This is a genomic window from Ralstonia chuxiongensis (assembly GCF_024158925.1).
GTDB lineage: Bacteria > Pseudomonadota > Gammaproteobacteria > Burkholderiales > Burkholderiaceae > Ralstonia > Ralstonia chuxiongensis.
Window position 1 is genome coordinate 475613 of the sequence record NZ_JAMYWC010000004.1, and the last position, 23004, is coordinate 498616.

Sequence of the window (23004 nt, forward strand, 5' to 3'; positions counted from 1 at the left end):
CATGCAAACCCTTGAACACCACCAGCACCGGCGCGACTTTGCGACCGACACCACGCTGTTCCGCACCACTGCGCTGGCGGTTGTCATTGCTGCGTTTGCCACGTTGGCCGCCGTGGTGCTGCTCAACCTGATCCGCTTCTTCACCAACCTGTTCTTTTTCCAGACGCTGTCGCTGGCGGACCGCTCGCCGGCCACCAACACGCTCGGCGCTTGGGTGATTGCGGTACCGCTCATTGGCGGGCTGATCGTCGGGCTGATGGCGCGCTTCGGCTCGGAGAAGATTCGCGGCCACGGCATTCCGGAGGCCATTGAGGCCATCCTCTTCGGCAAGAGCAAGATGTCGCCAAAGGTGGCGGTGCTCAAGCCGCTGTCGTCAGGCATCGTGATCGGCAGCGGCGGCCCGTTTGGCGCGGAAGGCCCGATCATCATGACGGGCGGCGCGATCGGCTCGCTGTTCGCGCAGTTCTTCAAGCTGACGGCCGCCGAGCGCAAGACGCTGCTGGTGGCCGGGGCCACGGCGGGCATGACGGCTGTGTTCGGCACGCCGGTGGCCGCGCTGCTGCTGGCGGTGGAACTGCTGCTGTTCGAATGGCGCCCGCGCAGCATGCTGCCCGTGGCGGTGGCCTGCGCGGTGGCGGGCTTTCTGCGTGTGCTGGTGCTGGAACCCGGCCCCCTCTTCCCGCTGGAAACCGCACCGGCGACGCTGCCTGCGCTGGGCTCTTGCGTGGTCGCCGGGCTGCTTTGCGGCGCGCTGGCACGCTCGCTGTCGATGGCGCTGTACAAAACTGAAGACCTGTTCGGCCGCCTGCCGATCCACTGGATGTGGTGGCCGGCCATCGGCGGTCTGGTGGTTGGCATTGGCGGCTATTTCGAGCCGCGTGCGCTGGGTGTCGGCTACGACGTCATCGGCGATCTGCTGCACAACCATCTCGCCATCCGCGTGGCGCTGGCGCTGCTGGTGGTCAAGGCCATCATCTGGGTCATCGCGCTGGGTTCCGGCACGTCGGGCGGCGTGCTCGCTCCGCTGCTGATGATGGGTGCCGGCCTGGGGGTGCTGATCGGCCCCGTGCTGCCGGGTGGAGACCCGGGCCTGTGGCCGCTCGTGTGCATGGCTGCCATGTTGGCCGGTGTGCTGGGCGCCCCGCTCACGGCCATCGTCTTCGCCTTCGGGCTCACACACGATGTGAATGCGCTGCTGCCGATTCTGCTGGCAGTGGCAGTGTCCTACGGCTTTGTCGTGCTGACCATGCCGCGCTCGATCATGACCGAGAAGATCGCGCGCCGCGGCTTCCACATCTATCGCGAATACGCCGTCGATCCGCTCGAGCGTCACGCCGTGGATGAGGTGATGACGCGTTCGGTGCAGACCATCGACGCGCAGGCCACGCTGGCCGATACACTCGCCAATCGCTTTGGCGCCAGCCAGGCGCACCGGGCGTTTCCGGTGGTGCACGGCGGGCCGAATGGCAGGCTGATCGGCATGCTCGACCGCGATGCGCTGCTGGCGGGCCAGAAGCGCGGCGCCATCACCGTTGCCGAGTTGTTTGGTGCGAATGCTCCCGTGATGGCACTGCCCGGCGAGACCTGCCGCATCGTCGCTACGCGCCTGGCAGTGCATGGGTTGGAGCGGCTGCCGGTGGTGGCCGATTCGCAATCGCGCGCGCTGGTGGGCATTGTTTCGCGCAGCGATCTGGTCAAACCCTCGCTGGCGTTCTTTGATGAGGAGCAGCGCCGCGAGCGCTTCCGCCGTGTGCCGCTGGCGGGCACGCGCACGCAGCTTGAACTTCGCCGCCGCCGCGCGGGCCGCGTCGCGCGCTAGTCTCAGCCGGCCACGTGCCGGTTGCGCCCGCTTTCCTTGGCGCGATACAGCGCCAGATCAGCGCGCTTGAGCATCTCCGACGCGGTATCGCCCGGCCGGCAGACCGTCATGCCCATGCTGACGGTCATCGACAGCCCGGTCGGGAAACTTTCGTCCGTCTCGGCCACCGCCGTACGCAGGCGCTCCGCCACCTCGGTGGCCGTGTCCAGCGTGGTGCGGCCCATCACCATGGCGAATTCCTCGCCGCCCAGACGCCCGACCAGATCACTGCTGCGCAGCACGCCCGTGGCAAGCGACGCAAAGCGCTGCAACGCCATGTCTCCCACAGCGTGGCCCCACGTGTCGTTGATGCGCTTGAAGTGATCCAGATCAGCCAGCACAAGCACGAGCGGTTCGGCGCGGTTGTGGGAACGCGCGAGCACCGTGTCGAACAGCGCCAGGAAACGGCGGCGCGTCAGCACACCCGTGAGATGGTCGAAATGCGCCTCATTGGCAAGCGCGCTGTTGGTGCGCTGCAGCCGCTGGTTGAGATGGCGCGTTACACGGTGATGCTGGCGCTCGCGCACCAGAGACCACGCCACCAGCACGAACGTCACCAGCACGCTCACGAACAACACGAAGCCGATCGCGCGGTTGCGCGCATGGTTGGCGAGCTGCTGGCCCCACGCAGGCAGCGGCTCGGCCACGACGATGGTGAGGTCCGCACTGGCATTGCGCGACACGGTGAGCGAAGGCATCGCACTGCCCTCACGCCAGGCCAGCGTGTCGCGCACCTCGGCCGGCACCCAGCCGGGCACATCGTGATGCGCGCTGGCGGTAGGCTGATAGGGCCAGGGCTCGAAATCGACGCGCTGGTAGGCGTTGTACCGGTCGCTGGCACCCATGCGCTGCAGGCGCGCATCCGGCAGGATCTTCCCCACCAGCGACGCATCTGTCGACAGAATGATCAACCCGTTTGGATCGGTCACCAGCGATGTCGGGTGCGACACCCAGTGCTGCAGCCTCGCAAGGCTCACCTTGGTGCCCATCGCCGCGACCAGGTATCCACCGGCGTCATACACCGGCGCAGCGAAGAACAGGCCCGGCACGCCCGTCACCCGGCCCACCGTGAACTGCTCGCCCAGGCCACCCAGCATCGCCTCCTTCATGTACGGCTGCATGCTCGACTGCACGCCGACAAACGAATCGGGATGACCGGCGTTATTGGCGAGCACCACGTAGTTGTGCTCGTTGACGACCCACACGTAGTCCAGCCCGAGATTGCCGGCGGTCGCGTTCAGGAACGCATCGATGTCGACCACTTCCGGGTGCGACATCGCCTCTTCAGCACGCGAGCCCTGATCCATCAGGTTCCAGCGCCGGGTGTCGACGCGCGCCACGGCACGCGGGATAGCGTCGATCTGCGCGAGCGTCTGCGGCAGCGCGCGCAGCAAGGCCACGTCGGCCGTGATCTGGTTCGACATCCCCTCCGCCACCTGCGCAGCCAGCTGGCGGCGAGCATCGACCATCTGCTGCATGTCGCGCGCGCTCATCGAATCCGCCACGACGCAGGCGGCAAACCAGGAGACGCCTACGCCCACCACCGCCGCCGACAGCCAAAGCGCCAACCGCGCAAGGCGCAGCCGGGCGCCGTGCGACGACGTTGCAGGTGCGGGCGCAGGCGCTTTCATATCAGGCCTCGCTGCTCAGGAAATCCGCCACCGTCGGGTAGCGCAGCGCCACGCGCAACTCGCGCGCAAGCCGTGTATTGCGCAGCCGGCGCGATTCGCTCATGAACGACAGCAGCGCCGGCTCGATCTGCTGGACGGCCTCGGCCCGCGAAATGCGCGGCGGCCGCTGCAAGCCCCGCGCGTCGGCCACGGCATCAAAGTAATCGCCCATGCGCAGCTCCGATGCATCGCTGGCATGCACAATGCGCTGCGGTTTCCCCCGGAACAGCGCGGCAATGACGGCGCGCGCAAGGTCGTCGGCGTGAATGTGGTTGGTGTAGACATCGTCTTCCGTACGCAAGGCGGGCGTACCGCGTTCGAGCCGCGCGACGGGTAGCCGATTCGCCGCATAGATGCCGGGAATGCGCAAAATCGACGTGCGCCAGCCGCCGCCCGCGCCAAACCAGCGCACGCGGCGCTCAGCGGCGACACGGCGTTGGGCACGGGCCGTGGTTGGCTTTACCGTGCGGGATTCGTCGACCCAGGCACCGCCCGCATCGCCGTAAACGCCACTGGTGCTGGCATACACGAACGCACGCGCTTGGAGGCGAGTTTTCAAGCGGCCAGTGAGGCCACCCGACCTGCGTGCCCGCTCGGGTAAAATGCGACGTTTTGTGGCCGGGGAAACCGGGGCCGGCTGCGTCAGCGCGTGCAGTAACGCGGCGGTACGCGGATCATCGTTGCCGATAGTGGGCGGCGGCGCCAGATGCAGCACGCGGGGGCTTAAACCTCGCAGGCGGCGCAGCGACGCGGGATCGTCCAGATTGGCGACAATCGGCACGGCGCCGGCTTCGCGCAACGAAGCGCGACCTTCAACGCGCGAGGTGACGGCGAAGACGCGAAAACGCGTGCGGAGCATCGCCAGGCAGCGTTGCCCGACATCGCCGCAGCCGACGATCAGCACGCGGGGAAGGCCCAAGCGCAGTGCAGTTTTGGATGGCCGAGCGGTTGACTGATTCACAATCGGACGTGCTGCCGGATTGACCATCGTTGCATGCCCAGACGGGCGACCAGACACACTTTTCAACATATTCGGATTGTAGTATGGCTTACCAGATCAACGTGCTGCCCAGCGGCCGCCAGTTCCAGGCCGAAGACGGCGAGACCATCCTTGCAGCGGCGCTGCGCCAGGGCATCGGCCTGCCATACGGCTGCAAAAACGGCGCGTGCGGTTCGTGCAAGGGCCACGTGCGCGAGGGCTCCATCGTCCAGGGCAACCACTCGCCCAACGCGCTGTCCGCCCAGGAAGCCACCGAAGGCCGCGCGCTGTTCTGCTGCGCTACGCCCGCCACTGACATCACGATTGAAGTGCGTGAGGTGCAAGGCGCTGGCGACGTACCCATCAAGAAGATTCCATGCCGCGTCGCATCGCTGGAAAAGGCCGCGCCGGACGTCACCATCGTCAAGCTGCAACTGCCTGCCACCGAGCGTATGCAATTTCTGGCCGGACAGTACGTGGAATTCCTCCTGCGCGACGGCAAGCGCCGCAGCTACTCGATCGCCAACCCGCCGCACGACGACGGCCCGATCGAGCTGCACATCCGCCACATGCCGGGCGGCGCGTTTACCGACTACGTGTTCGGCGCCAAGGAAGGCGCCCCGGCCATGAAGGAGCGCGACATCCTGCGCTTCGAGGGCCCGCTGGGCAGCTTCTTCCTGCGTGAAGAATCCGACAAGCCGATCATCTTGCTGGCTTCGGGCACCGGTTTCGCGCCCATCAAGGCGATCATCGAGCACGCCCAGTTCATCGGCAGCACGCGCCCGATGACGCTGTACTGGGGCGGCCGTCGCCCGCAAGACCTGTACATGCACGCCAAGGCCGAAGAATGGGCGCGCACGCTGCCGAACTTCACTTACGTGCCGGTCGTCTCCAACGCCTTGCCCGAAGATGCCTGGACGGGCCGCACCGGCTTCGTTCACCAAGCGGTGATGGCCGATCACCCCGATCTGTCGGGCCACGAGGTCTACGCCTGCGGCGCGCCGGTGGTGATCAACTCGGCTCGCGCGGACTTCGCCGCCCAGTGCGGAATGCACCCGGACGCGTTCTTCGCCGATTCCTTCACCTCGGAGGCAGATCTCCACCCGGCCGGCTGACGTTGCACAAATCCAAAGAAGGTCAAAATTTCGTTTTGACTTGACTTGGCATCCGTCTTATTCTTGCGCCTTATGAACCAAGCCCTGCACCTCCGACGCCGCCGTACGTTGCTCCCTCCGGGAAGCCGCGCGGCTGTCTGCTGATTGCATATCGGGTTCACAGGATTCGACGATCACAAGGCCACGGGGCAACCCCCGTGGCCTTTGTCTTTTTCCAACTCGCGTTTTTTCGGTTTTTCATCTTCCTGCCGCCTTTTTCTGGAGCTTTGCCATGGCGTTTGCTGACTACCCCGTCCAGTCCCTGATGTACATCACCAACCGGCCCGAGATCGTCTTCACCGAAGGCAAGGGCTCGTGGCTGACGGACCACAACGGCAAGCGATACCTGGACTTCGTGCAAGGCTGGGCCGTCAACTGTCTCGGTCACTCCAACGACGGCATGATCGAAGCGCTGAACGCGCAGGCCCGCAAGTTGATCAACCCGAGCCCGGCGTTCTACAACGAGCCGATGGCCAAGCTGGCCGGCCTGTTGACCGCGCACAGCTGTTTCGACAAGGTGTTCTTCGCTAACAGCGGCGCTGAAGCCAACGAAGGTGCCATCAAGCTCGCTCGCAAGTGGGGCAAGAAGCATAAGAACGGCGCGTTCCAGATCATCACGTTTGACCACAGCTTCCACGGCCGCACGCTCGCCACCATGAGCGCGTCGGGCAAGGCCGGCTGGGACACCATCTTCGCGCCGCAGGTGCCGGGCTTCCCGAAAGCCATCCTGAACGACATTGCCTCGGTGGAAGCGCTCATCACCGACGAGACTGTCGGCGTGATGCTGGAGCCGGTGCAAGGCGAAGGCGGCGTGCTGCCGGCCACGCCCGAGTTCATGCAGCAACTGCGCGCGCTGACCAAGAAGCACAAGATCCTGTTGATCGTTGATGAAGTGCAGGCAGGTTGCGGCCGCTGCGGCACCCTCTTCGCCTATCAGCTCTCGAACATCGAGCCGGACATCATGACGCTGGGCAAGGGCATCGGGGGCGGCGTGCCGCTCTCGGCTCTGCTGTGCACGGATGAAGTTGCCAGCTTCGAGGCCGGCGACCAAGGCGGCACTTACAACGGCAACCCGCTGATGACGGCCGTCGGCTGCTCGGTGATCGAGCAACTCCTGGCCCCGGGCTTCCTGGACGGCGTGCAAGAACGCGGCGCCTATCTGCGCACGCAACTGCTCAAGCTGAGCGATGAGTTCGGCCTGGCCGGCGAACGCGGTAATGGCCTGCTGCGCGCGCTGCTGCTCGGCAAGGACATTGGCGGCCAACTGGTGGAAGCTGCACGCGAGATGAACCCGACGGGCCTGCTGCTGAACGCCCCGCGCCCGAACATCTTGCGCTTCATGCCTGCGCTGAACATGACGACCGAAGAGATCGACACGATGATCGGCATGCTGCGCACGCTGCTGAAAGCACACGCCTAAAGCGCATCGCATGACCCCGGGGCGGCGCGCAATGCGTCGCCCTTCATCGCCCCATCGCTGCTCCCCCTCTGAGGTTTGCCATGGCCGTGACGCGAGAAGTTCCGGCCACGGGGATCGTGTTGTCTGATGATTCCGCGTGGCTCCCGCTGGACGACATCTACAACTTCCTCTCGCAGGAAACGTATTGGGCGCGCGGCCTGCCGCGCGACGTGTTCGACCGATCGATCGCAAATTCGCTGTGCTTGGGCGCGTATCGCCAAGACGACGATGGCTCGCATGATGACCTTGTGGGTTTTGCGCGCGTCATCACCGATCGTGCGACGTTCGCTTACCTGTGCGATGTGTTCGTGCTACCGGATTGGCGCGGAAAAGGCATCTCGCACGCGTTGATGGATTTCCTGCGCGAGCACCCTGACCTGCAGACGCTGCGCCGCACAGTGTTGGTGACAACGGGCGCCGACTGGCTTTATCGCAAGCATGGCTTCACCGATGTGCCGGAGGGTGTCGGTTTCATGCAATTGCATCGGCCAAAAATCTATACGGCGGCATCTGCCTGAAACGTTGGTCACGCACAAAGAAAAAGCCCCGCAATCGCGGGGCTTTCTCGTGGTGCTTGAGGGTGCTTACTCGCCCAGGTAGGCGGCACGCACCTTCGGGTCGTCCAGCATCTGCTTGGCATCGCCGCTCATGGTGATGAGACCGGAGTCCATCACGTAGCCGCGGTGCGCTGCCTGCAGCGCCAGACGCGCGTTCTGCTCGACGAGCAGCACAGTCACGCCTTGGGCCGAGATGTCGCGCACGACCTCGAAGATCTTCTCCACCATGATCGGAGAGAGACCCATCGACGGCTCGTCCAGCAGCAGCAGCTTCGGTTGGCTCATCAGCGCACGCGCCATGGCCAGCATCTGCTGCTCGCCGCCCGACATTGTGCCGGCCAGCTGGTTTGCGCGTTCCTTCAGACGCGGGAAGATGCCGAACATGCGGTCGATATCGGCCTTGATGTTGGCCTCGTCGTTGCGCGTGAAGGCCCCCATCTGCAGGTTCTCGACGATGGTCATGCGCGCGAACACGCCGCGGCCTTCCGGCACCATCGCCAAGCCCTGCTTGAGCAGGTTGTAGCTCGGCACGCCCTTGATGGACTTGCCCAGATACTGCACGTCACCGCCGGCCCAACCCTGCAGGCCGGTGATGGCCTTCATGGTGGTCGTCTTGCCGGCGCCGTTGGCACCGATCAGCGTGACCAGCTCACCTTCGCGAATCTCCAGATCCACGCCCTTGACCGCCTGGATGCCGCCGTACGCGACCTTCAGGCTGTCGATCTTCAACATTACTGGTTTCATATTCCGTTCCTCTGCGTCAGTGCGCTGACGCGCCGAGGTAGGCCTCGATCACGGCGGGGTTGCTCTGCACTTCATGCGGCAGGCCTTGTGCGATCACCTTGCCGTAATCCAGCACGGTCAGGCGGTTGCACAGGCCCATCACCAGCTTCACATCGTGCTCGATGAGCAGGATGGTCTTGCCGTCGGAACGGATCTTGTCGAGCAGACCGCGAAGTTCCACCTTTTCGGTGGCGTTCATGCCGGCGGCCGGTTCGTCCAGGGCCAGCAGCTTGGGCTGCGTGGCCAGGGCGCGCGCGATTTCCAGACGACGCTGGTGGCCGTACGACAGGTTACGCGCCGTGTAGTTGGCGTACTTGCCGATGCCGACGTAGTCCAGCAGGTCGTGCGCCCAGTCTTCGATCGACTGCTCTTCCTCGCGTGCAGCCTTGGTGCGGAACACCGCGCCGATCAAGCCGGCCTTGGTGCGCACGTGGCGGCCGACCATGACGTTTTCTGCCGCGGTCATGTCGCCGAACAGACGGATGTTCTGGAACGTGCGCGCAATGCCAGCCTTGGCCACTTCGTGCACGGCGGTCGGCTGGTAAGGCGTGCCGGCCAGCACGAACTCGCCTGCGTCAGGCGTGTACAGGCCCGTGATGACGTTGAAGAACGTGGTCTTGCCGGCGCCGTTCGGGCCGATCAAACCGTAGATTTCGCCTTCGCGAATTTCCAGGTTCACGTCGGACAGCGCTTGCAGGCCACCGAAACGCTTCTGGACTCCTCGGATCGAGAGGAGGACGTTGTTATTGCTCATGTGCGTGCCTCCATCAGATACGGGACAGTCCACCAGCCCGCTGCTTTTGCGGACGGTCTTCCTTGCGCGGCGAGGGCCACAGGCCCGCAGGGCGATACAGCATCACCCCCACCATCGCCAGGCCGAACAGCAACTGACGAAGCACTTCCGCTTCCACAATCACGTGGCCGAACAGCTTGTTCTGCACCGGCTCGGCCAGGGCGCGCAGCAGTTCCTGGAAGCCCACCAGCAGAATGCCGCCCAGAATCACGCCCGGGATATGGCCCATGCCGCCCAGCACGACGATCGCCAGGATGTAGATCGACTCCCACAGCACGAACGATTCCGGCGACACAAAGCCCTGGAACGACGCGAACATCGCACCCGACACACCACCGAACGACGCACCCATCGCAAAGGCCAGTAGCTTGATGTTGCGGGTGTTGATGCCCATCGCCTTGGCAGCGATTTCATCTTCACGCAGCGCCACCCATGCACGACCAATACGCGAGTTCTGCAGCCGCAGGCACACGATGATGATGATCGCGGCCAGGAACACGAACAGGTAGTAGTACATGTAGACCGAGTCGAAGCGAATGCCGAAGAAATCATGGCGCTTCGAGAAGTCGAACCCAAAGATCTTGACCGGCTCGATCAGGTTGATGCCCTTCGGACCGTTGGTGATGTTCACCGGGCGGTCGAGGTTGTTCATGAAGATCCGGATGATTTCACCAAAGCCCAGCGTCACGATGGCAAGGTAGTCACCGCGCAGCTTCAGCACCGGCGTGCCCAGCAGAATGCCGAACAACGCCGCCAACCCGGCACCCAGCGGAATCACCCACCAGACAACAAGGTGCAGCCCGTTGGGGAACAGGTTGTGAATCCACTCGAATTGGTTGGACAGGTGCGGCGAACCCAGCAAGGCCATCATGTAGGCGCCCACCGCGTAGAACGCGATGTAGCCCAGATCAAGCAGGCCGGCAAAGCCCACCACGATGTTCAGGCCCAGGGCCAGCATGATGTACAGCAGCGCGAAGTCCAGCACGCGCACCCAATAATTGCCACCTGCGGCACCTACGATGAACGGCGCGAAGATCGCAAGGATCAGGAAGCCGTACAGCGCGGCGCGCGTCTTCATTGGCGCTTTGAAATTTTCTGTCATGGCGCTCCCCTTCTTATGCGCGGTCCGCAACGCGTTCGCCCATGATGCCGGACGGGCGGAACAGCAGCACGCCAATCAGCACGATGAATGCGAACACATCCTGGTAGTTCGAACCGAACACACCGCCAGTCAGATCACCGATATAACCAGCACCCAGTGCTTCGATCAGGCCCAGCAGCATGCCGCCAACCATGGCGCCTGCCAGGTTGCCGATGCCGCCCAGCACTGCGGCGGTAAATGCCTTCAGGCCGGGGATGAAGCCCATGTAGAAGTGAGCATTGCCGTAGTTGGTCGCCATCATCACGCCGGCGACCGCAGCCATGGCAGCGCCGATCATGAAGGTGGCCGAGATCACGAAATTGGGGTTAACGCCCATCAAGCCCGCCACACGCTGGTTCTCTGCCGTCGCACGCATGGCGCGCCCCAGCTTCGTGCGGTTCACCAGCAGGATCAGACCAATCATCATCAGGATGGACACCGCGATGATCGCGATTTCCTTGCCAGTGATGGTCGCGCCGGTCGAGCCGATGTCGATCGGACTCGAAGGCAAAAGCTCAGGGAAGCTCAGCGGGTTGCGCGACCAGATCATCATCGCGAGTGTCTGCAGCACGATCGACACGCCGATGGCGGTGATCAGCGGCGCCAGGCGCGGCGCATTGCGCAGCGGCCGGTAAGCGACACGTTCGATGGTGTAGGCCACGATGGCGCAGACCGGCATTGCAAACAGCAACGCAAACACCAGCGTGAGCCAGTTAGGCAGATTGGGGAAGTATTTTTGGAGGAAGTTGATGGCGGTCAGGGCAGACATTGCACCGACCATCAGAACATCGCCGTGGGCGAAGTTGATGATGCCGAGAATACCGTAGACCATGGTGTAGCCAAGTGCGATCAGCGCGTAAATGCTGCCGAGCACCAGACCGTTCACGATCTGCTGGATAAAGATATCCATGAGAACAGCTCCTGCTATGCCTTGCTTTGTTGTAGGCGACGGGATGACGTGCCCGCAAGGTATGCGATCAATCGGATGGGTAAGGTGAGGTTGCTGGTAAGCGGCCTGCCGACACGCCCATGGTGAGGGCCTTGTTTCATTGGCGAGGCTATGAAAAACGGCACCGCAGGGGTAGTCGCGGTGCCGTTTTTAGGGCGGATAACCCTTCGATTACATCTTCACAACGTCAAGAACAGTCTTCTTCTTGTCCTTGTAGTTGTACAGGGTGATGGAACCTTGCTTCAGGTCACCCTTGTCATCGAACGAGATGTTGCCGATCACGCCGTTGTAGTTGGTTGCCGGCATGGCAGCCAGGATCTTGGCCGGATCGGTCGAGTTGGCACGCTTCATCGCGTCGATGATCACGTTGACAGCGTCATACGTGAACGGAGCGTAGATCTGCACCGGCGTATGGAAACGGTCTTGGTACTTCTTGTCGAAGTCCGCGCCCTTCTCCATCTTCGACAGCGCCAGGCCTGCTTCCGAGCAGACGATGTTGTCGATTGCGTCGCCAGCCAGTTCGGCCACCTTGTCGGTACACACACCGTCGCCGCCAACGATCTTGGCCGTGATGCCCAGTTCCTTGGCTTGCTTGGCGAACGGGCCGCCGGTGGCGTCCATACCGCCGTACATGATCACGTCCGGCTTCTTGCCCTTGATCTTGGTCAGAATGGCCTTGAAGTCGGTCGCCTTGTCGTTGGTCGCCTCACGCGCCACGACGTTCACGCCGTCAGCCTTTGCGGTCTTCTCGAACTCGTCGGCCAGGCCCTTACCGTAGGCGGTGGCATCGTCAACAATTGCCACGGTCTTGGCGCCCAGGGTCTTGGCGGCGTAGTTCGCCAGTGCCGGACCTTGTTGCGCGTCGGTTGCAACCACGCGGTAGGTCGTCTTGAAGCCCTGCTTCGTGTAGTCGGGGTTCGTCGACGACGGCGAGATCTGCACGATGCCTGCATCGCTGTAGATCTTCGAGGCCGGGATCGACACGCCCGAGTTCAGGTGGCCGACGACAGCAACAACGTGCTCGTCAACCAGCTTCTGCGCCACGGCGGTACCGGTCTTCGGGTCGCCTGCATCGTCTTCACCGACCAGCTCCAGCTTGATCTTCTTGCCGTCGATGGTCAGGCCTTCCTTGTTGGCTTCTTCAACGGCCAGGCGTGCACCGTTTTCGTTGTCTTTGCCAAGGTGAGCAATACCGCCCGTGAGCGGAGCCGCGTGACCGATCTTGACAACGGTCTCGCCGCCGGCAGCCGCCGCCGGAGCCGACGTTGCTGCAGGTGCAGCAGCTTGGTCTGCGGGCTTTTCCTCGTTCTTACCGCAAGCTGCTACGAGTGCCACGGCAGCCGCAAGCGGCAGAACTTTGGCAAACTTAATTTGCATGAGTGATCTCCTAGATCTCGCAAGAGCAAGAAGAGCGTCCTGCCTCCCGGCCGCTCCCCCTGCGCCGATTGTTTCAATTTGAAACGCGCGAATTGTATCCCCTTTTATTGCGGATGCAATACGCGTCGCAACAACGATTTTTGCAGTAACTACGCCGCTTTACGGGCTTTCCCCAATGCCCAAACAGGCGTCATTTCGCGCAGGCATTCGCGAACGGCGGATAGCCATATCAAGAAGCGTGCCAGACTAGGGGAAACCCCGTATTCATGCGGCTTGGCGGACGATTGCCACGGTAAATCAAGGCTTCGCCGGTATTGAAGAGGTTTTGCAACGCACAAAACAAAACGGCCACTCCGGGAAGAAGTGGCCGCTGATTCCTCAAAAGCGCTTTATGCACCGCATTAGGGCGCACAGTTTTTGTGCGCTTTTAAGTGTGTATTTACATAAAGGCATTCAATTGATTTGAAGACCCCTCGGAAGGGGGAAAGACATGTTTTCCTGGATACCGTCGAGCGGACGCACTGTGCGCGCGCCCAGTGCCTTGAGGCGGTCGACGATCGACTGCGCCAGCTCTTCGGGCGCCGAAGCACCCGCTGTCAGCCCCACGCGGCGCTTGCCGGCCACCCATTCGGGCCGCACCTGTTCCGGCGTATCCACCATATAGGCAGGCACGCCCAGCTTCTCAGCCAGCTCACGCAGACGATTCGAGTTCGAGCTGTTCGGGCTACCGACCACGATCACCACCTCCACTTGCGGCGCCATGAACTTCACGGCGTCCTGGCGATTCTGCGTCGCGTAGCAGATGTCCTGCTTCTTCGGCTCGTGCACAGCCGGAAAGCGTGCCTTGATGGCGGCCACGATCTCCTGGGTCTCGTCCACCGACAACGTGGTCTGCGTCACGTAAGCTAGGCGCGTCGGGTCTTTCACCGCGAGATGCGCAACATCGTCGACGGACTCGACCAGCAGCATGCCGTCGTTGGCCTGGCCCATGGTGCCTTCCACCTCGGGATGGCCCTTGTGCCCAATCATGATGATCTCGAAACCCTGCGCACGCATCTTCGAGACTTCCACGTGCACCTTGGTCACCAGCGGGCAGGTCGCGTCGAACACGCGCAGGCCACGCGCCTCCGCCGCCTCGCGCACCGCACGCGACACACCATGCGCGCTGAAGATGACCGTGCCGCCCACGGGCACGTCGTCGAGTTCCTGCACGAACACCGCGCCCTTGTTGCGCAGATCGCCAACGACATAGGCGTTGTGCACGATCTCGTGACGCACGTAGATAGGCGCGCCAAACAGCTCCAGCGCGCGCTCGACGATCTCGATAGCGCGATCCACGCCAGCGCAGAAGCCGCGCGGCTGCGCCAGCAAGACCTCGGCGTCGGCCTGGGTGACAGGATCAATGGAATCGAGCGGGGCGTTCACAGCGTTGCTCATATCAATCAGAGAATGCCGATCAACTGGACTTCAAACACGATCGTCTGGCCAGCCAGCGGGTGGTTGAAGTCGAACAGCGCGGAGGTCTCGCCGACTTCCTTGAGCACACCGGCATATTTACCGCCGCTCGGCGCATTGAACTCAACCAGGTCGCCCGGCTGGTAATCCTCTTCAAACGAAGAGTTTTCGCGCAGCGTGGCCAGCGACACGCGCTGCAGCAGCTCCGGATTACGCGGACCGAACGCCTGCTCGGGCGCCAGGCGGAACGTCGTGCGCTCGCCCTCGCGCATACCGAGCAGCGCCTGCTCCAGCGTCGGCGCCATCTGGCCTTGGCCCAGCAGCAGCGTGGCCGGCTTGTCATCGAAGGTCGTGACGATGTCCGTGTCGTTTTCCAGCGCGATGCGGTAGTGCAGCGTCAGAAAGGAATCCGGGCCAACCACCTTGCCTGCGTTGCTTGGCGTCGCCGCGGACGCCTCGTTCACCAAATTTTGCACGCTCAACCTGCTTGACCAAAAAGTAACCCGTTATTGTACGTCAGCCCTCCCCGCGGCCGCAGGCGCGAAGCCCACCGCACTCTCGCTGGCAGGGCCTTTCCTCTGCTCATCCCTACCCTATGGCAATCGTCGACTGGCCCGCCCACGAGCGGCCGCGTGAAAAACTGCTCGCTCACGGCCCCGCCGCGCTCTCCGACGCGGAATTGCTAGCCATCTTCCTGCGCGTGGGCATGCCAGGCAAAAGCGCTGTCGACCTCGCCCGCGAACTGCTCACGCACTTCGGATCGCTCGCACGGCTGTGCCATGCGTCACAACAAGAGTTCTCGTCGATCAACGGAATGGGCCCCGCAAAATACGCACAACTGCACGCGCTGCTGGAAGTCGCGCGGCGTGCACTAAAAGAGGACTTCACCCAGGGCAGGACCTTTGACTCTCCACAAAGCGTGAAAGATTTCTTGCGCCTGACATTGGGGCACCGCCCGCATGAGGTGTTTGCCTGCTTCTTTCTAGATGTGCGACACCGGCTCATTGCCTGGGAAGAACTCTTCCGCGGCACACTAACGGAAGCCCGCGTCTATCCGCGCGAGATTGCCAAGCGCGCGCTACATCACAATGCGGCCGCGGTAATCCTGGCCCACAACCACCCCACCGGCAACACGGAGCCCAGCGAATCCGACATCACCCTGACCCGCGAGTTGTGCCGCGCGCTAGCCATGCTCGACGTGATCGTCCTGGATCACATGATCGTTGGTTGCAGCCACGTCTACGGCTTCCTAGAACACGGCAAAATGTAGTGCCGATGCCGCATCGCACGGTGCCCAACAGCAATCCGTCGATCTCGTTGATTTGTCAGCGCTTTTGTGTGTATAATCCGCGTTTCGCTGAAGTCCCACCTCTACAGTGGCGCTGCGCTTGGATTGGTCCCAGCGCCCGGTCGCAAACTGTAGCCAACGAATTTAGTTAGGAGTGCTCCATGGCACGCGTCTGTCAAGTGACCGGGAAAGCGCCGATGGTCGGCAATAACGTTTCCCACGCAAACAACAAGACCAAGCGCCGTTTTCTGCCGAACCTGCAGAATCGCCGCTTCTGGGTCGAATCCGAAAACCGCTGGGTCAGCCTGCGCGTCTCGAACGCTGGTCTGCGCCTGATCGATAAAAAAGGCATCGACGAAGTGCTCGTGGATCTGCGCGCACGCGGCGAAGTCTAATTAGGAGTTAAACATGGCCAGCAAAGGCGGACGCGACAAGATCAAGCTGGAATCGACCGCAGGTACGGGTCATTTCTACACGACCACCAAGAACAAGCGCACCAAGCCGGAAAAGATGGAGATCATGAAGTTCGATCCCGTCGCCCGCAAGCACGTCGCTTACAAGGAAACCAAGATCAAGTAATCCTCGCGGATTGCGCATCTTGTTTCCGTCGGCATGACCGACAGCAAAAACCCGCTCTCAGGCGGGTTTTTTGTTGCCTGCTGTTTGGCCCATGCTGGGGTGTACACTGCTCTTCTTTCCGATTGACACGCGACTGTGTTACTCACCAGCCGCGCCTGCACCGCGTCCCGCGTCTTCCATGAATTTCGATGTTGCCGTTGTTGGCAGCGGCTTGGCGGGTCTGACCGTCGCCCTGCACCTAGCCGATCACCGTCGCGTGGTTGTCATCAGCAAACGCAGCCTGCCGGAAGGCGCCAGCGATTGGGCGCAGGGCGGCATTGCCGCAGTGCTCGACTCAGGCGACAGCCATGACGAGCACGTCGACGACACACTCATCGCCGGGGCAGGACTATGCGATGAAGCCGCCACTCGCTACATCGTAGAAAACGGGCGCTCGGCCATTGAATGGCTGATCGGCCATGGCGTACCTTTCACGCGCGACGAGCAGGCCGAACTCGGCTTCCACCTGACACGCGAGGGCGGCCATCGCCATCGACGCATCATCCACGCCGCCGATGCCACGGGCCATGCCGTGGTCACGACGCTGGTTGAGAAGGTGCGCAATCACCCGAACATCACGCTGCTGGAAGACCACTTTGCGATCGACCTGATTACCGACGCGAAGCTGGGCCAGCCGGGAATGCGCTGCCATGGCCTATATGCGCTCGACATCGCATCGGGCCACGTCAAGACGATTACCGCGAGCCAAACCGTGATGGCCACGGGCGGCGCAGGCAAGGTCTATCTCTATACGACGAATCCGGACACCGCCAGCGGCGACGGTATTGCCATGGCCTGGCGCGCAGGCTGCCGCGTAGCGAACATGGAGTTCATCCAGTTCCACCCAACGTGTCTTTACCATCCGTTCGCGAAATCATTCCTGATTACCGAAGCCGTGCGCGGTGAAGGCGGCAAGCTGATCCTGCCCGACGGCACACGCTTCATGCCGGCGCATGATGAGCGCGCTGAGTTGGCTCCGCGCGATATCGTCGCCCGCGCCATCGACTTCGAGATGAAGAAGCGTGGCCTGGACTGCGTCTATCTGGACATCAGCCACCAGAGCCCGGAGTTCCTCAAGGAACATTTCCCGACCATCATGGCGCGCTGCCTGGAGCTGGGCATCGACATCACGCGCCAACCGATTCCGGTGGTGCCGGCGGCGCACTACACGTGCGGCGGCGTGGTGACGGATCACCTCGGGCGCACGGATATCGCCGGCCTGTACGCCGTGGGCGAGACAGCCTACACCGGCCTGCACGGCGCCAACCGGCTGGCAAGCAATTCGCTGCTGGAATGCATGGTGATCGGGCGGGGCGCGGCGGAAGACATCCTCGCGCAACCACCCTCGAACCCAACGTCGGTGCAGATTCCCGCGTGGGATGAGAGCCGCGTGACCGACGCCGATGAAGAAGTCGTCGTCTCGCACAACTGGGATGAGCTGCGCCGCATGATGTGGAACTACGTCGGCATCGTGCGCACGAACAAGCGGCTGGAACGCGCGCAGCACCGCATCGCCCTGTTGCGCGAAGAAATTACGGAGTACTACGCCAACTTCCGCGTGAGCCACGATCTGCTGGAGCTGCGCAACCTCGTCGAGGCCGCCTCGCTGATCGTCGACAGTGCGCTGTCACGGCATGAGAGCCGTGGCCTGCATTTCTCGCGCGACTACCCCGAGACGCTGCCCAAGGCGCTGCCGACGGTCATGCAGCCGACCCATCGGCAAATCGCCCGGAAACGCTAAGGCTTATTCGACGATCCGCAAAGAGAAGTCGGTCGCGCGCACGTCCTTCGTCAGCGCGCCGACGGAGATACGATCCACGCCCGTTTCGGCAAACGCGCGGATCGTCTCGATGTTCACGCCGCCGGACACCTCCAGCAGCGCTCTGCCCGCCGTCATGCGCACAGCCTCGCGCATCGCGGGCGGCTCGAAGTTGTCGAGCAGCACGGAGGTAGCACCCGCCGCCAGCGCTTCTTCAAGCTGCGCCAGCGTTTCCACCTCGATCTGGATCGCCACGCCGGTGTTCAATGCCTGCGCCGCACGCAGGGCTGCCGTCACGCCACCCGCCGCAGCGATGTGGTTTTCCTTGATCAGGATGCCGTCATACAACGCCAGGCGTTGATTCTCGCCACCACCGATACGCACGGCGTACTTCTGCGCCAGGCGCAAACCCGGCAGCGTCTTGCGCGTATCGAGCACGCGGGCGCGCGTGCCGTCAATGGCCGCAGCGTAACGCGAGGTCGACGTCGCGACGCCGGAAAGCAATTGCAGGAAGTTCAATGATGGCCGTTCGGCCGTCAGCAGCGATCGCGCCGGGCCTTCGATCTCGCACACCACCGAATCGGGCGCCATGCGGTCGCCTTCGTGCTGGTGCCAAGTAACGCGCAGCGTCGGATCAACGGCGCGCATGCACGCATCGAACCAAGGCGTGCCGCACAGCACGGCGGTCTCGCGCACGATCACCCGCGCACGCGCATGGCGATCTGCGGGGATCAGCAAGCCGGTGCGGTCACCCGTGCCGACGTCCTCGGCAATGGCAGCAGACACGTTGGCGGACAGCGCCTCGCGCAGTGCTGGGCCAAAGCTATCGAAAATTGCCTGAGCCGGTGTGGCAAAGCTCGTCGTGTTCATATGGGTTGCCGTCATGCCGGGCCGATTCCTTGAAAGAGTTGCGCGTTGGCGGCCAGCTCACCCTGCGGGCGAACCATGGCTTTCTCCCGCGCGGCAAAATCCAGCATGCGATCGATGCAGACCACGGCCTGCTTGCCGATGGCCGGATCGACGTGGATCTCGTTGCGACCGGTTTCCAGCACTTCGGCCAGATTGGTCAGCGCATTCATCGCCATCCATGGGCAATGCGCGCAGCTCTTGCAGGTGGCGGCGTTGCCGGCGGTCGGCGCCTCGATGAAGCGCTTGCCCGGGGCCGCCATGCGCATCTTGTGCAGGATGCCGTTGTCGGTCGCGACGATGAACTCCTGCGCCGGCAACGACTGCGCTGCTGCAATCAGCTGCGAAGTCGACCCGACCACATCGGCCTGCGCTACCACCGATTCAGGCGATTCCGGGTGCACAAGGATCTTGGCGTTCGGGTGCTCGGCGCGCAGCAGGTCCAGCTCTACGCCCTTGAACTCGTCGTGCACCAGGCACGAGCCCTGCCACATCAGCATGTCGGCGCCGGTCTGCTTCTGAATGTAGCTGCCGAGATGACGATCGGGGGCCCACAGGATCTTCTTTCCCTGCGCATGCAAGTGCTGCACGATCTTCAGGCCGATCGATGAGGTCACCATCCAGTCGGCACGCGCCTTCACGGCGGCGCTGGTATTGGCATAGACGACCACGGTGCGATCCGGATGCGCGTCGCAGAAGGCGGCGAACTCATCCGGCGGGCAACCCAGATCCAGCGAGCAGGTCGCGTCAAGATCCGGCATCAGCACGGTCTTTTCGGGGCTCAGGATCTTGGCAGTCTCGCCCATGAAGCGCACGCCCGCCACGATCAGTGTCTTGGCCGAATGGTCGCGGCCGAAGCGCGCCATCTCCAGCGAATCGGACACGCAGCCACCGGTCTCCTCGGCTAGGTCCTGCAGGTCAGCGTCAACGTAGTAGTGCGCGACCAGCACGGCTTCACGTTCCTTGAGCAGGCGCTTGATGCGAGCCTTCAGTTCGTCGCGTTCCTCGCGCGACAGCACCGGCGGCACCTTGGCCCAGGCGTGGGCCACGCAACTGGCGCCGGATTGCGCTTCGGAAAGCATATCCGGGCGCTCGAATTCAACCGTCTTGATGTGGGTTTCCATGGTGGTCTCCGCGTCCATTCGCGCTGTTAAGGCGCCGAGAAGCTGGCGCGGCAATGAAACGGACGGCGTGTGAGGAGGACTGGCACCGCGATACATTGTCGCGGCCCGTTAAAAATGTGAGTTGGGGGCAGTTTACCCAAAAGAAAAGCCCCGCTGCGGAGCGGGGCTTCACCTATGAAACAAGAAAGTCAGGCGTAACGGCGCAGGCGAACGGCAAACTCCTGCAGCGCGTGGATGCCGCTTTCCTCAGCGCGCTTGCACCACTCTTGCAGTTGATGCAGCAGCTGCTCACGCGTGGCGTTCGAACGGCCCCACAGCGCACCCAGCTCGCGGCGCATCTCAACGAAGGTGTGCAACGCCGAATGGTCCGACACGATTTGCGAGAGCTGCTCACGCTGGGGCGCGCCCAGCTTGGTCTCGTCGCGGTGGAACCACTTGCGGGCCGGCTTCAGCGCACGGTACTCAACAGCGCGCGAGTCCTTCAGCTTGGCCAGCTCTTGGCGGTAAGCCGTCTTAACAGTCTTGGCGTAGCGTGCCATCACGTCGTAGCGGTTGGCGATGATGGCTTCGAGCGTGTTCTGGTCGACCGGCTTCACATCGCCAAAACGAGCCTTGGGCGCCACTTTCTTGACCTTTGCCAAACCCACGATTTCCAGCGCGCGGATGTAGCCCCAGCCGATATCGAACTCATACCACTTGACCGAAAACTTGGCCGACGTGGCGTACGTGTGGTGATTGTTGTGCAGCTCTTCGCCGCCGATGATGATGCCCCACGGCGATACGTTGGTCGAAGCGTCTTCGCAGTCGAAGTTGCGGTAACCCCAGAAGTGGCCCAGACCGTTGATGATGCCGGCAGCATGGATCGGGATCCACAGCATCTGCACCGCCCACACCGTCAGGCCCAGCGCGCCGAACATCAGCACGTCCAGGATCAGCATCAAACCGACGCCCTGCCATGTGAACTTCGAATACAGGTTCTTCTCGATCCAATCGTCCGGCGTACCGTGGCCGAATTTCTGGATCGTTTCCTTGTTCTTGGCCTCGGCGCGATAGAGCTCAGCACCTTCCATCAGCACCTTGCGGATGCCACGGGTCTGCGGGCTGTGCGGATCCTCTTCGGTTTCACACTTGGCGTGGTGCTTGCGGTGGATGGCGGTCCATTCCTTGGTGACCATGCCGGTGGTCAGCCACAGCCAGAAACGGAAAAAGTGTCCGGCGATAGGATGCACGTCCAGCGCACGGTGTGCTTGGCAACGGTGCAGAAAAATCGTGACGCAGGCGATCGTGATGTGCGTCATCACCAGCGTGAAAATCAGAATCTGCCACCAGGCCCAATTCAGGGTGCCGTTGGCGAGGAAAGTCAGAAGGGAGTCGATCAAAGTGTTCTCCGTGGTCAACTCGGGTGATCAAAGCAGCCTTTGGTCCGACAAATCAATCCGGACGGGCTGCCTCTTAAGGCCATCCGCTGTCGCAGCGTTACGACAATGGGGTCGTGTTGGCGGTGATTCAGGTGTTGGCACCTGGCTTGCGCATCACATCGGCGAGCTTGTGGCTGCTACCCATATGACCTCCGCCCCAGCGCAATACAAGGTGTTTGCGGTGCTTTGTCGCAAGTGCTATGCCCTTTGCGACGGCCCGTCTGATCCTTTGTGGGAGCACTCAGTATTTTAACCGAATACCCCCTCTATTCCATGGGGGAAAACCGCTGATTTGACCTCAGACAAGTGGGCACCGTTCCGCTCGCAGGTGTGTTAGGCCTGCAGCGTGGCACCGGATGAGGCTGCCGCATCACCCGAAGTGCTCGAAGCGCCCTGCTGCAGCGCCAACGGCCCAAGCACACGCACTTCCCGTTGCGGATACGGAATGTCGACGCCAGCCTCTTTGAAGCGGCGATAGATGGCGCGATTCAGATCGGACTGGACGCCCAGCTTGCCGTTGTGCGGATCCGCGATCCACACGCCAAGTTCGTACTCGATGCCGCTGTCGGCAAACAGGGCCATGAAGGCGGCGGGTGCGGGCTCGGGCAGAATGCGCGGAATGCCCTCGGCGCATTGCAGCAACAGCGCCAGCACCGCTTCCGGATCGGCGGCATACGATGCCTGCACGCGCACTGCCACGCGCACGGTGCCGCGCTCGTTGTGGTTCTGCACAGCCTGCGCGACCATCAGTTCGTTCGGCACCAGCGTATCGCCATCGCCGTTGCGCACCACGGTGTAGCGCGTGCGGATCTGCGTGACAATGCCGGTGTATGTGCTGACCGTAATCTGATCGCCGAGCTTGAGCGAGCGCTCAAGCAGGATGATGAAGCCCGAGACGTAGTTGCTGGCGATCTTCTGCAAGCCAAAGCCCAGGCCCACGCCGAGCGCCCCGCCAAACACCGACAGCACCGTCAGGTCGATGCCCACGAGCGACAGGCTCAGCAGCAGCGACACCAGCAGCAGCGCTGCCTTGGTCACGCGCGACAGCACCACCTTCAGGTTGGCATCAATGGCAGAAGCGCGCGTAATGCGGCTGTCCAGCCACGAGCCGAACCACATCGCCACGAGCACGGTGACGAGAATCCACACCACGCCCATCAGCATGGCGGCGAGGCTCACCTTCTGCTTGCCGCCCAGCGCAAAGCGAATGCCGTCGAGGTAATCCACCACATCGCCCAGCACGCCCAGCACGTAGAGCACCATGCCTATCCACATCAGCGTGGTCAGCACACGCTCGGCGACAACAAGCATGCCGTGCAACTCACCGTTGGCCGACAACACGCGGCGCAGCACGTAGAAGCCGAGATAAAGAATCGCCAAGCCAAACAGCGGTACCGCAGCCAGGCGGAACACGCTGATCGGCATGGTGCCGATCAGGGCATAGCGCGCACCAAGCACCAGCAGCCAGCCAATCAACGGGAACATCGCCCGCTCCAGGCTCGACCAGGCAAAACGCAGGGCGAACGTGTCGTTCGCATGCGCCGTATGCAAGCGCCGCGAAATCGGCCGCGCGATCAGCCACGCGGCAACGAGCACCAGCACCAGCACGCCCAGTTGCCAGATAAAGCGCGGCCCACCCAGATCGGAGACGATGTCGTCGATCATGTGACCCAGCGCGATATGGTTGAGATTCAGCGGCAATCCATTCATTGGCGT

General features: G+C 62.8%; 21 protein-coding genes. 8 read left to right on the forward strand and 13 right to left on the reverse strand.

Annotated features, from left to right (window positions below; translation table 11 throughout):
- Nucleotide 1 precedes the first annotated feature (1 nt).
- A complete protein-coding gene (locus NKG59_RS15735; protein ID WP_253538563.1) occupies nt 2-1819 on the forward strand; it encodes a chloride channel protein in 1818 nt (605 codons plus the stop codon).
- Between the two features lie 2 nt (nt 1820-1821).
- On the opposite strand, the gene NKG59_RS15740 is transcribed toward NKG59_RS15735, so the two are convergent.
- Nucleotides 1822-3489 carry a GGDEF domain-containing protein gene (locus NKG59_RS15740; protein ID WP_252690866.1) on the reverse strand — a complete coding sequence of 556 codons (1668 nt, stop codon included), beginning with the start codon at nt 3487-3489 and terminating at the stop codon, nt 1822-1824.
- 1 nt (nt 3490) lies between these two features.
- Nucleotides 3491-4516 (reverse strand): NAD-dependent epimerase/dehydratase family protein, encoded by a 1026-nt coding sequence (locus NKG59_RS15745; protein ID WP_253538565.1) that lies wholly within the window; start codon nt 4514-4516, stop codon nt 3491-3493.
- A 56-nt stretch (nt 4517-4572) separates the two neighbouring features.
- Here NKG59_RS15745 and NKG59_RS15750 point away from each other — a divergent pair, with 56 nt between their 5' ends.
- The 3 genes from NKG59_RS15750 (at nt 4573) to NKG59_RS15760 (ending at nt 7638) form a co-directional block, all read left to right on the forward strand.
- Nucleotides 4573-5622 (forward strand): CDP-6-deoxy-delta-3,4-glucoseen reductase, encoded by a 1050-nt coding sequence (locus tag NKG59_RS15750; protein WP_253538567.1) that lies wholly within the window; start codon nt 4573-4575, stop codon nt 5620-5622.
- A gap of 271 nt (nt 5623-5893) precedes the next feature.
- Nucleotides 5894-7081: an acetylornithine transaminase gene (locus tag NKG59_RS15755; protein WP_253538569.1), complete on the forward strand. Its 1188-nt coding sequence runs from the start codon at nt 5894-5896 to the stop codon at nt 7079-7081.
- A gap of 80 nt (nt 7082-7161) precedes the next feature.
- Nucleotides 7162-7638: a GNAT family N-acetyltransferase gene (locus tag NKG59_RS15760; RefSeq protein WP_253538572.1), complete on the forward strand. Its 477-nt coding sequence runs from the start codon at nt 7162-7164 to the stop codon at nt 7636-7638.
- A gap of 66 nt (nt 7639-7704) precedes the next feature.
- On the opposite strand, the gene NKG59_RS15765 is transcribed toward NKG59_RS15760, so the two are convergent.
- From NKG59_RS15765 to NKG59_RS15795, 7 genes are all read right to left on the reverse strand, one after another.
- On the reverse strand, nt 7705-8421 hold the full coding sequence (locus tag NKG59_RS15765) for an ABC transporter ATP-binding protein (protein ID WP_009241298.1): 717 nt from the start codon (nt 8419-8421) through the stop codon (nt 7705-7707).
- Nucleotides 8422-8437: 16 nt separating this feature from the next.
- Nucleotides 8438-9214, reverse strand: a complete 777-nt coding sequence (locus NKG59_RS15770; protein ID WP_024974987.1) for an ABC transporter ATP-binding protein — start codon at nt 9212-9214, stop codon at nt 8438-8440.
- Nucleotides 9215-9227: 13 nt separating this feature from the next.
- Nucleotides 9228-10355 (reverse strand): ABC transporter permease subunit, encoded by a 1128-nt coding sequence (locus tag NKG59_RS15775; protein WP_024974986.1) that lies wholly within the window; start codon nt 10353-10355, stop codon nt 9228-9230.
- A gap of 13 nt (nt 10356-10368) precedes the next feature.
- Nucleotides 10369-11304: a branched-chain amino acid ABC transporter permease gene (locus NKG59_RS15780; protein ID WP_045202805.1), complete on the reverse strand. Its 936-nt coding sequence runs from the start codon at nt 11302-11304 to the stop codon at nt 10369-10371.
- A 210-nt stretch (nt 11305-11514) separates the two neighbouring features.
- Nucleotides 11515-12720 carry a branched-chain amino acid ABC transporter substrate-binding protein gene (locus NKG59_RS15785; RefSeq protein ID WP_045202804.1) on the reverse strand — a complete coding sequence of 402 codons (1206 nt, stop codon included), beginning with the start codon at nt 12718-12720 and terminating at the stop codon, nt 11515-11517.
- A 453-nt stretch (nt 12721-13173) separates the two neighbouring features.
- Nucleotides 13174-14157 (reverse strand): 4-hydroxy-3-methylbut-2-enyl diphosphate reductase, encoded by a 984-nt coding sequence (gene ispH / locus NKG59_RS15790; RefSeq protein WP_253538575.1) that lies wholly within the window; start codon nt 14155-14157, stop codon nt 13174-13176.
- Between the two features lie 5 nt (nt 14158-14162).
- On the reverse strand, nt 14163-14651 hold the full coding sequence (locus NKG59_RS15795) for an FKBP-type peptidyl-prolyl cis-trans isomerase (RefSeq protein ID WP_413412096.1): 489 nt from the start codon (nt 14649-14651) through the stop codon (nt 14163-14165).
- A 119-nt stretch (nt 14652-14770) separates the two neighbouring features.
- Here NKG59_RS15795 and radC point away from each other — a divergent pair, with 119 nt between their 5' ends.
- The 4 genes from radC (at nt 14771) to nadB (ending at nt 17822) form a co-directional block, all read left to right on the forward strand.
- Nucleotides 14771-15445 carry a RadC family protein gene (radC, locus tag NKG59_RS15800; protein ID WP_253538580.1) on the forward strand — a complete coding sequence of 225 codons (675 nt, stop codon included), beginning with the start codon at nt 14771-14773 and terminating at the stop codon, nt 15443-15445.
- 179 nt (nt 15446-15624) lie between these two features.
- On the forward strand, nt 15625-15858 hold the full coding sequence (rpmB, locus tag NKG59_RS15805) for a 50S ribosomal protein L28 (RefSeq protein ID WP_004631999.1): 234 nt from the start codon (nt 15625-15627) through the stop codon (nt 15856-15858).
- A 13-nt stretch (nt 15859-15871) separates the two neighbouring features.
- Nucleotides 15872-16042 (forward strand): 50S ribosomal protein L33, encoded by a 171-nt coding sequence (gene rpmG / locus NKG59_RS15810; protein WP_003262397.1) that lies wholly within the window; start codon nt 15872-15874, stop codon nt 16040-16042.
- Nucleotides 16043-16220: 178 nt separating this feature from the next.
- Nucleotides 16221-17822 carry an L-aspartate oxidase gene (nadB, locus tag NKG59_RS15815; RefSeq protein ID WP_024974980.1) on the forward strand — a complete coding sequence of 534 codons (1602 nt, stop codon included), beginning with the start codon at nt 16221-16223 and terminating at the stop codon, nt 17820-17822.
- 3 nt (nt 17823-17825) lie between these two features.
- Here the strand turns inward: nadB and nadC are convergent, their stop codons facing one another.
- The 4 genes from nadC to NKG59_RS15835 form a co-directional block, all read right to left on the reverse strand.
- Complete coding sequence (gene nadC, locus NKG59_RS15820; protein WP_253538583.1) at nt 17826-18725, reverse strand: carboxylating nicotinate-nucleotide diphosphorylase; 900 nt, start codon at nt 18723-18725, stop codon at nt 17826-17828.
- Nucleotides 18722-19870: a quinolinate synthase NadA gene (nadA, locus tag NKG59_RS15825; protein WP_253538599.1), complete on the reverse strand. Its 1149-nt coding sequence runs from the start codon at nt 19868-19870 to the stop codon at nt 18722-18724. Before nadA ends, nadC begins: the two co-directional genes overlap by 4 nt.
- 188 nt (nt 19871-20058) lie before the next feature.
- Complete coding sequence (locus NKG59_RS15830) at nt 20059-21249, reverse strand: DesA family fatty acid desaturase (protein WP_253538602.1); 1191 nt, start codon at nt 21247-21249, stop codon at nt 20059-20061.
- Nucleotides 21250-21621: 372 nt separating this feature from the next.
- A complete protein-coding gene (locus NKG59_RS15835) occupies nt 21622-22998 on the reverse strand; it encodes a mechanosensitive ion channel family protein (protein ID WP_253538604.1) in 1377 nt (458 codons plus the stop codon).
- Nucleotides 22999-23004 lie beyond the last annotated feature (6 nt).

Bases quoted from the DNA above. Each gene is read 5' to 3' on its own strand.
- NKG59_RS15760 (WP_253538572.1), top strand. From the start codon at position 7,162: ATGGCCGTGACGCGAGAAGTTCCGGCCACGGGGATCGTGTTGTCTGAT.
- NKG59_RS15770 (WP_024974987.1), bottom strand. From the start codon at position 9,214: ATGAGCAATAACAACGTCCTCCTCTCGATCCGAGGAGTCCAGAAGCGT.
- NKG59_RS15750 (WP_253538567.1), top strand. From the start codon at position 4,573: ATGGCTTACCAGATCAACGTGCTGCCCAGCGGCCGCCAGTTCCAGGCC.
- NKG59_RS15835 (WP_253538604.1), bottom strand. From the start codon at position 22,998: ATGAATGGATTGCCGCTGAATCTCAACCATATCGCGCTGGGTCACATG.
- nadB (WP_024974980.1), top strand. From the start codon at position 16,221: ATGAATTTCGATGTTGCCGTTGTTGGCAGCGGCTTGGCGGGTCTGACC.
- NKG59_RS15780 (WP_045202805.1), bottom strand. From the start codon at position 11,304: ATGGATATCTTTATCCAGCAGATCGTGAACGGTCTGGTGCTCGGCAGC.
- NKG59_RS15740 (WP_252690866.1), bottom strand. From the start codon at position 3,489: ATGAAAGCGCCTGCGCCCGCACCTGCAACGTCGTCGCACGGCGCCCGG.
- NKG59_RS15775 (WP_024974986.1), bottom strand. From the start codon at position 10,355: ATGACAGAAAATTTCAAAGCGCCAATGAAGACGCGCGCCGCGCTGTAC.
- NKG59_RS15765 (WP_009241298.1), bottom strand. From the start codon at position 8,421: ATGAAACCAGTAATGTTGAAGATCGACAGCCTGAAGGTCGCGTACGGC.
- ispH (WP_253538575.1), bottom strand. From the start codon at position 14,157: ATGAGCAACGCTGTGAACGCCCCGCTCGATTCCATTGATCCTGTCACC.
- nadA (WP_253538599.1), bottom strand. From the start codon at position 19,870: ATGGAAACCCACATCAAGACGGTTGAATTCGAGCGCCCGGATATGCTT.
- NKG59_RS15785 (WP_045202804.1), bottom strand. From the start codon at position 12,720: ATGCAAATTAAGTTTGCCAAAGTTCTGCCGCTTGCGGCTGCCGTGGCA.
- NKG59_RS15755 (WP_253538569.1), top strand. From the start codon at position 5,894: ATGGCGTTTGCTGACTACCCCGTCCAGTCCCTGATGTACATCACCAAC.
- rpmG (WP_003262397.1), top strand. From the start codon at position 15,872: ATGGCCAGCAAAGGCGGACGCGACAAGATCAAGCTGGAATCGACCGCA.
- NKG59_RS15735 (WP_253538563.1), top strand. From the start codon at position 2: ATGCAAACCCTTGAACACCACCAGCACCGGCGCGACTTTGCGACCGAC.
- radC (WP_253538580.1), top strand. From the start codon at position 14,771: ATGGCAATCGTCGACTGGCCCGCCCACGAGCGGCCGCGTGAAAAACTG.
- nadC (WP_253538583.1), bottom strand. From the start codon at position 18,725: ATGACGGCAACCCATATGAACACGACGAGCTTTGCCACACCGGCTCAG.
- NKG59_RS15745 (WP_253538565.1), bottom strand. From the start codon at position 4,516: ATGGTCAATCCGGCAGCACGTCCGATTGTGAATCAGTCAACCGCTCGG.
- rpmB (WP_004631999.1), top strand. From the start codon at position 15,625: ATGGCACGCGTCTGTCAAGTGACCGGGAAAGCGCCGATGGTCGGCAAT.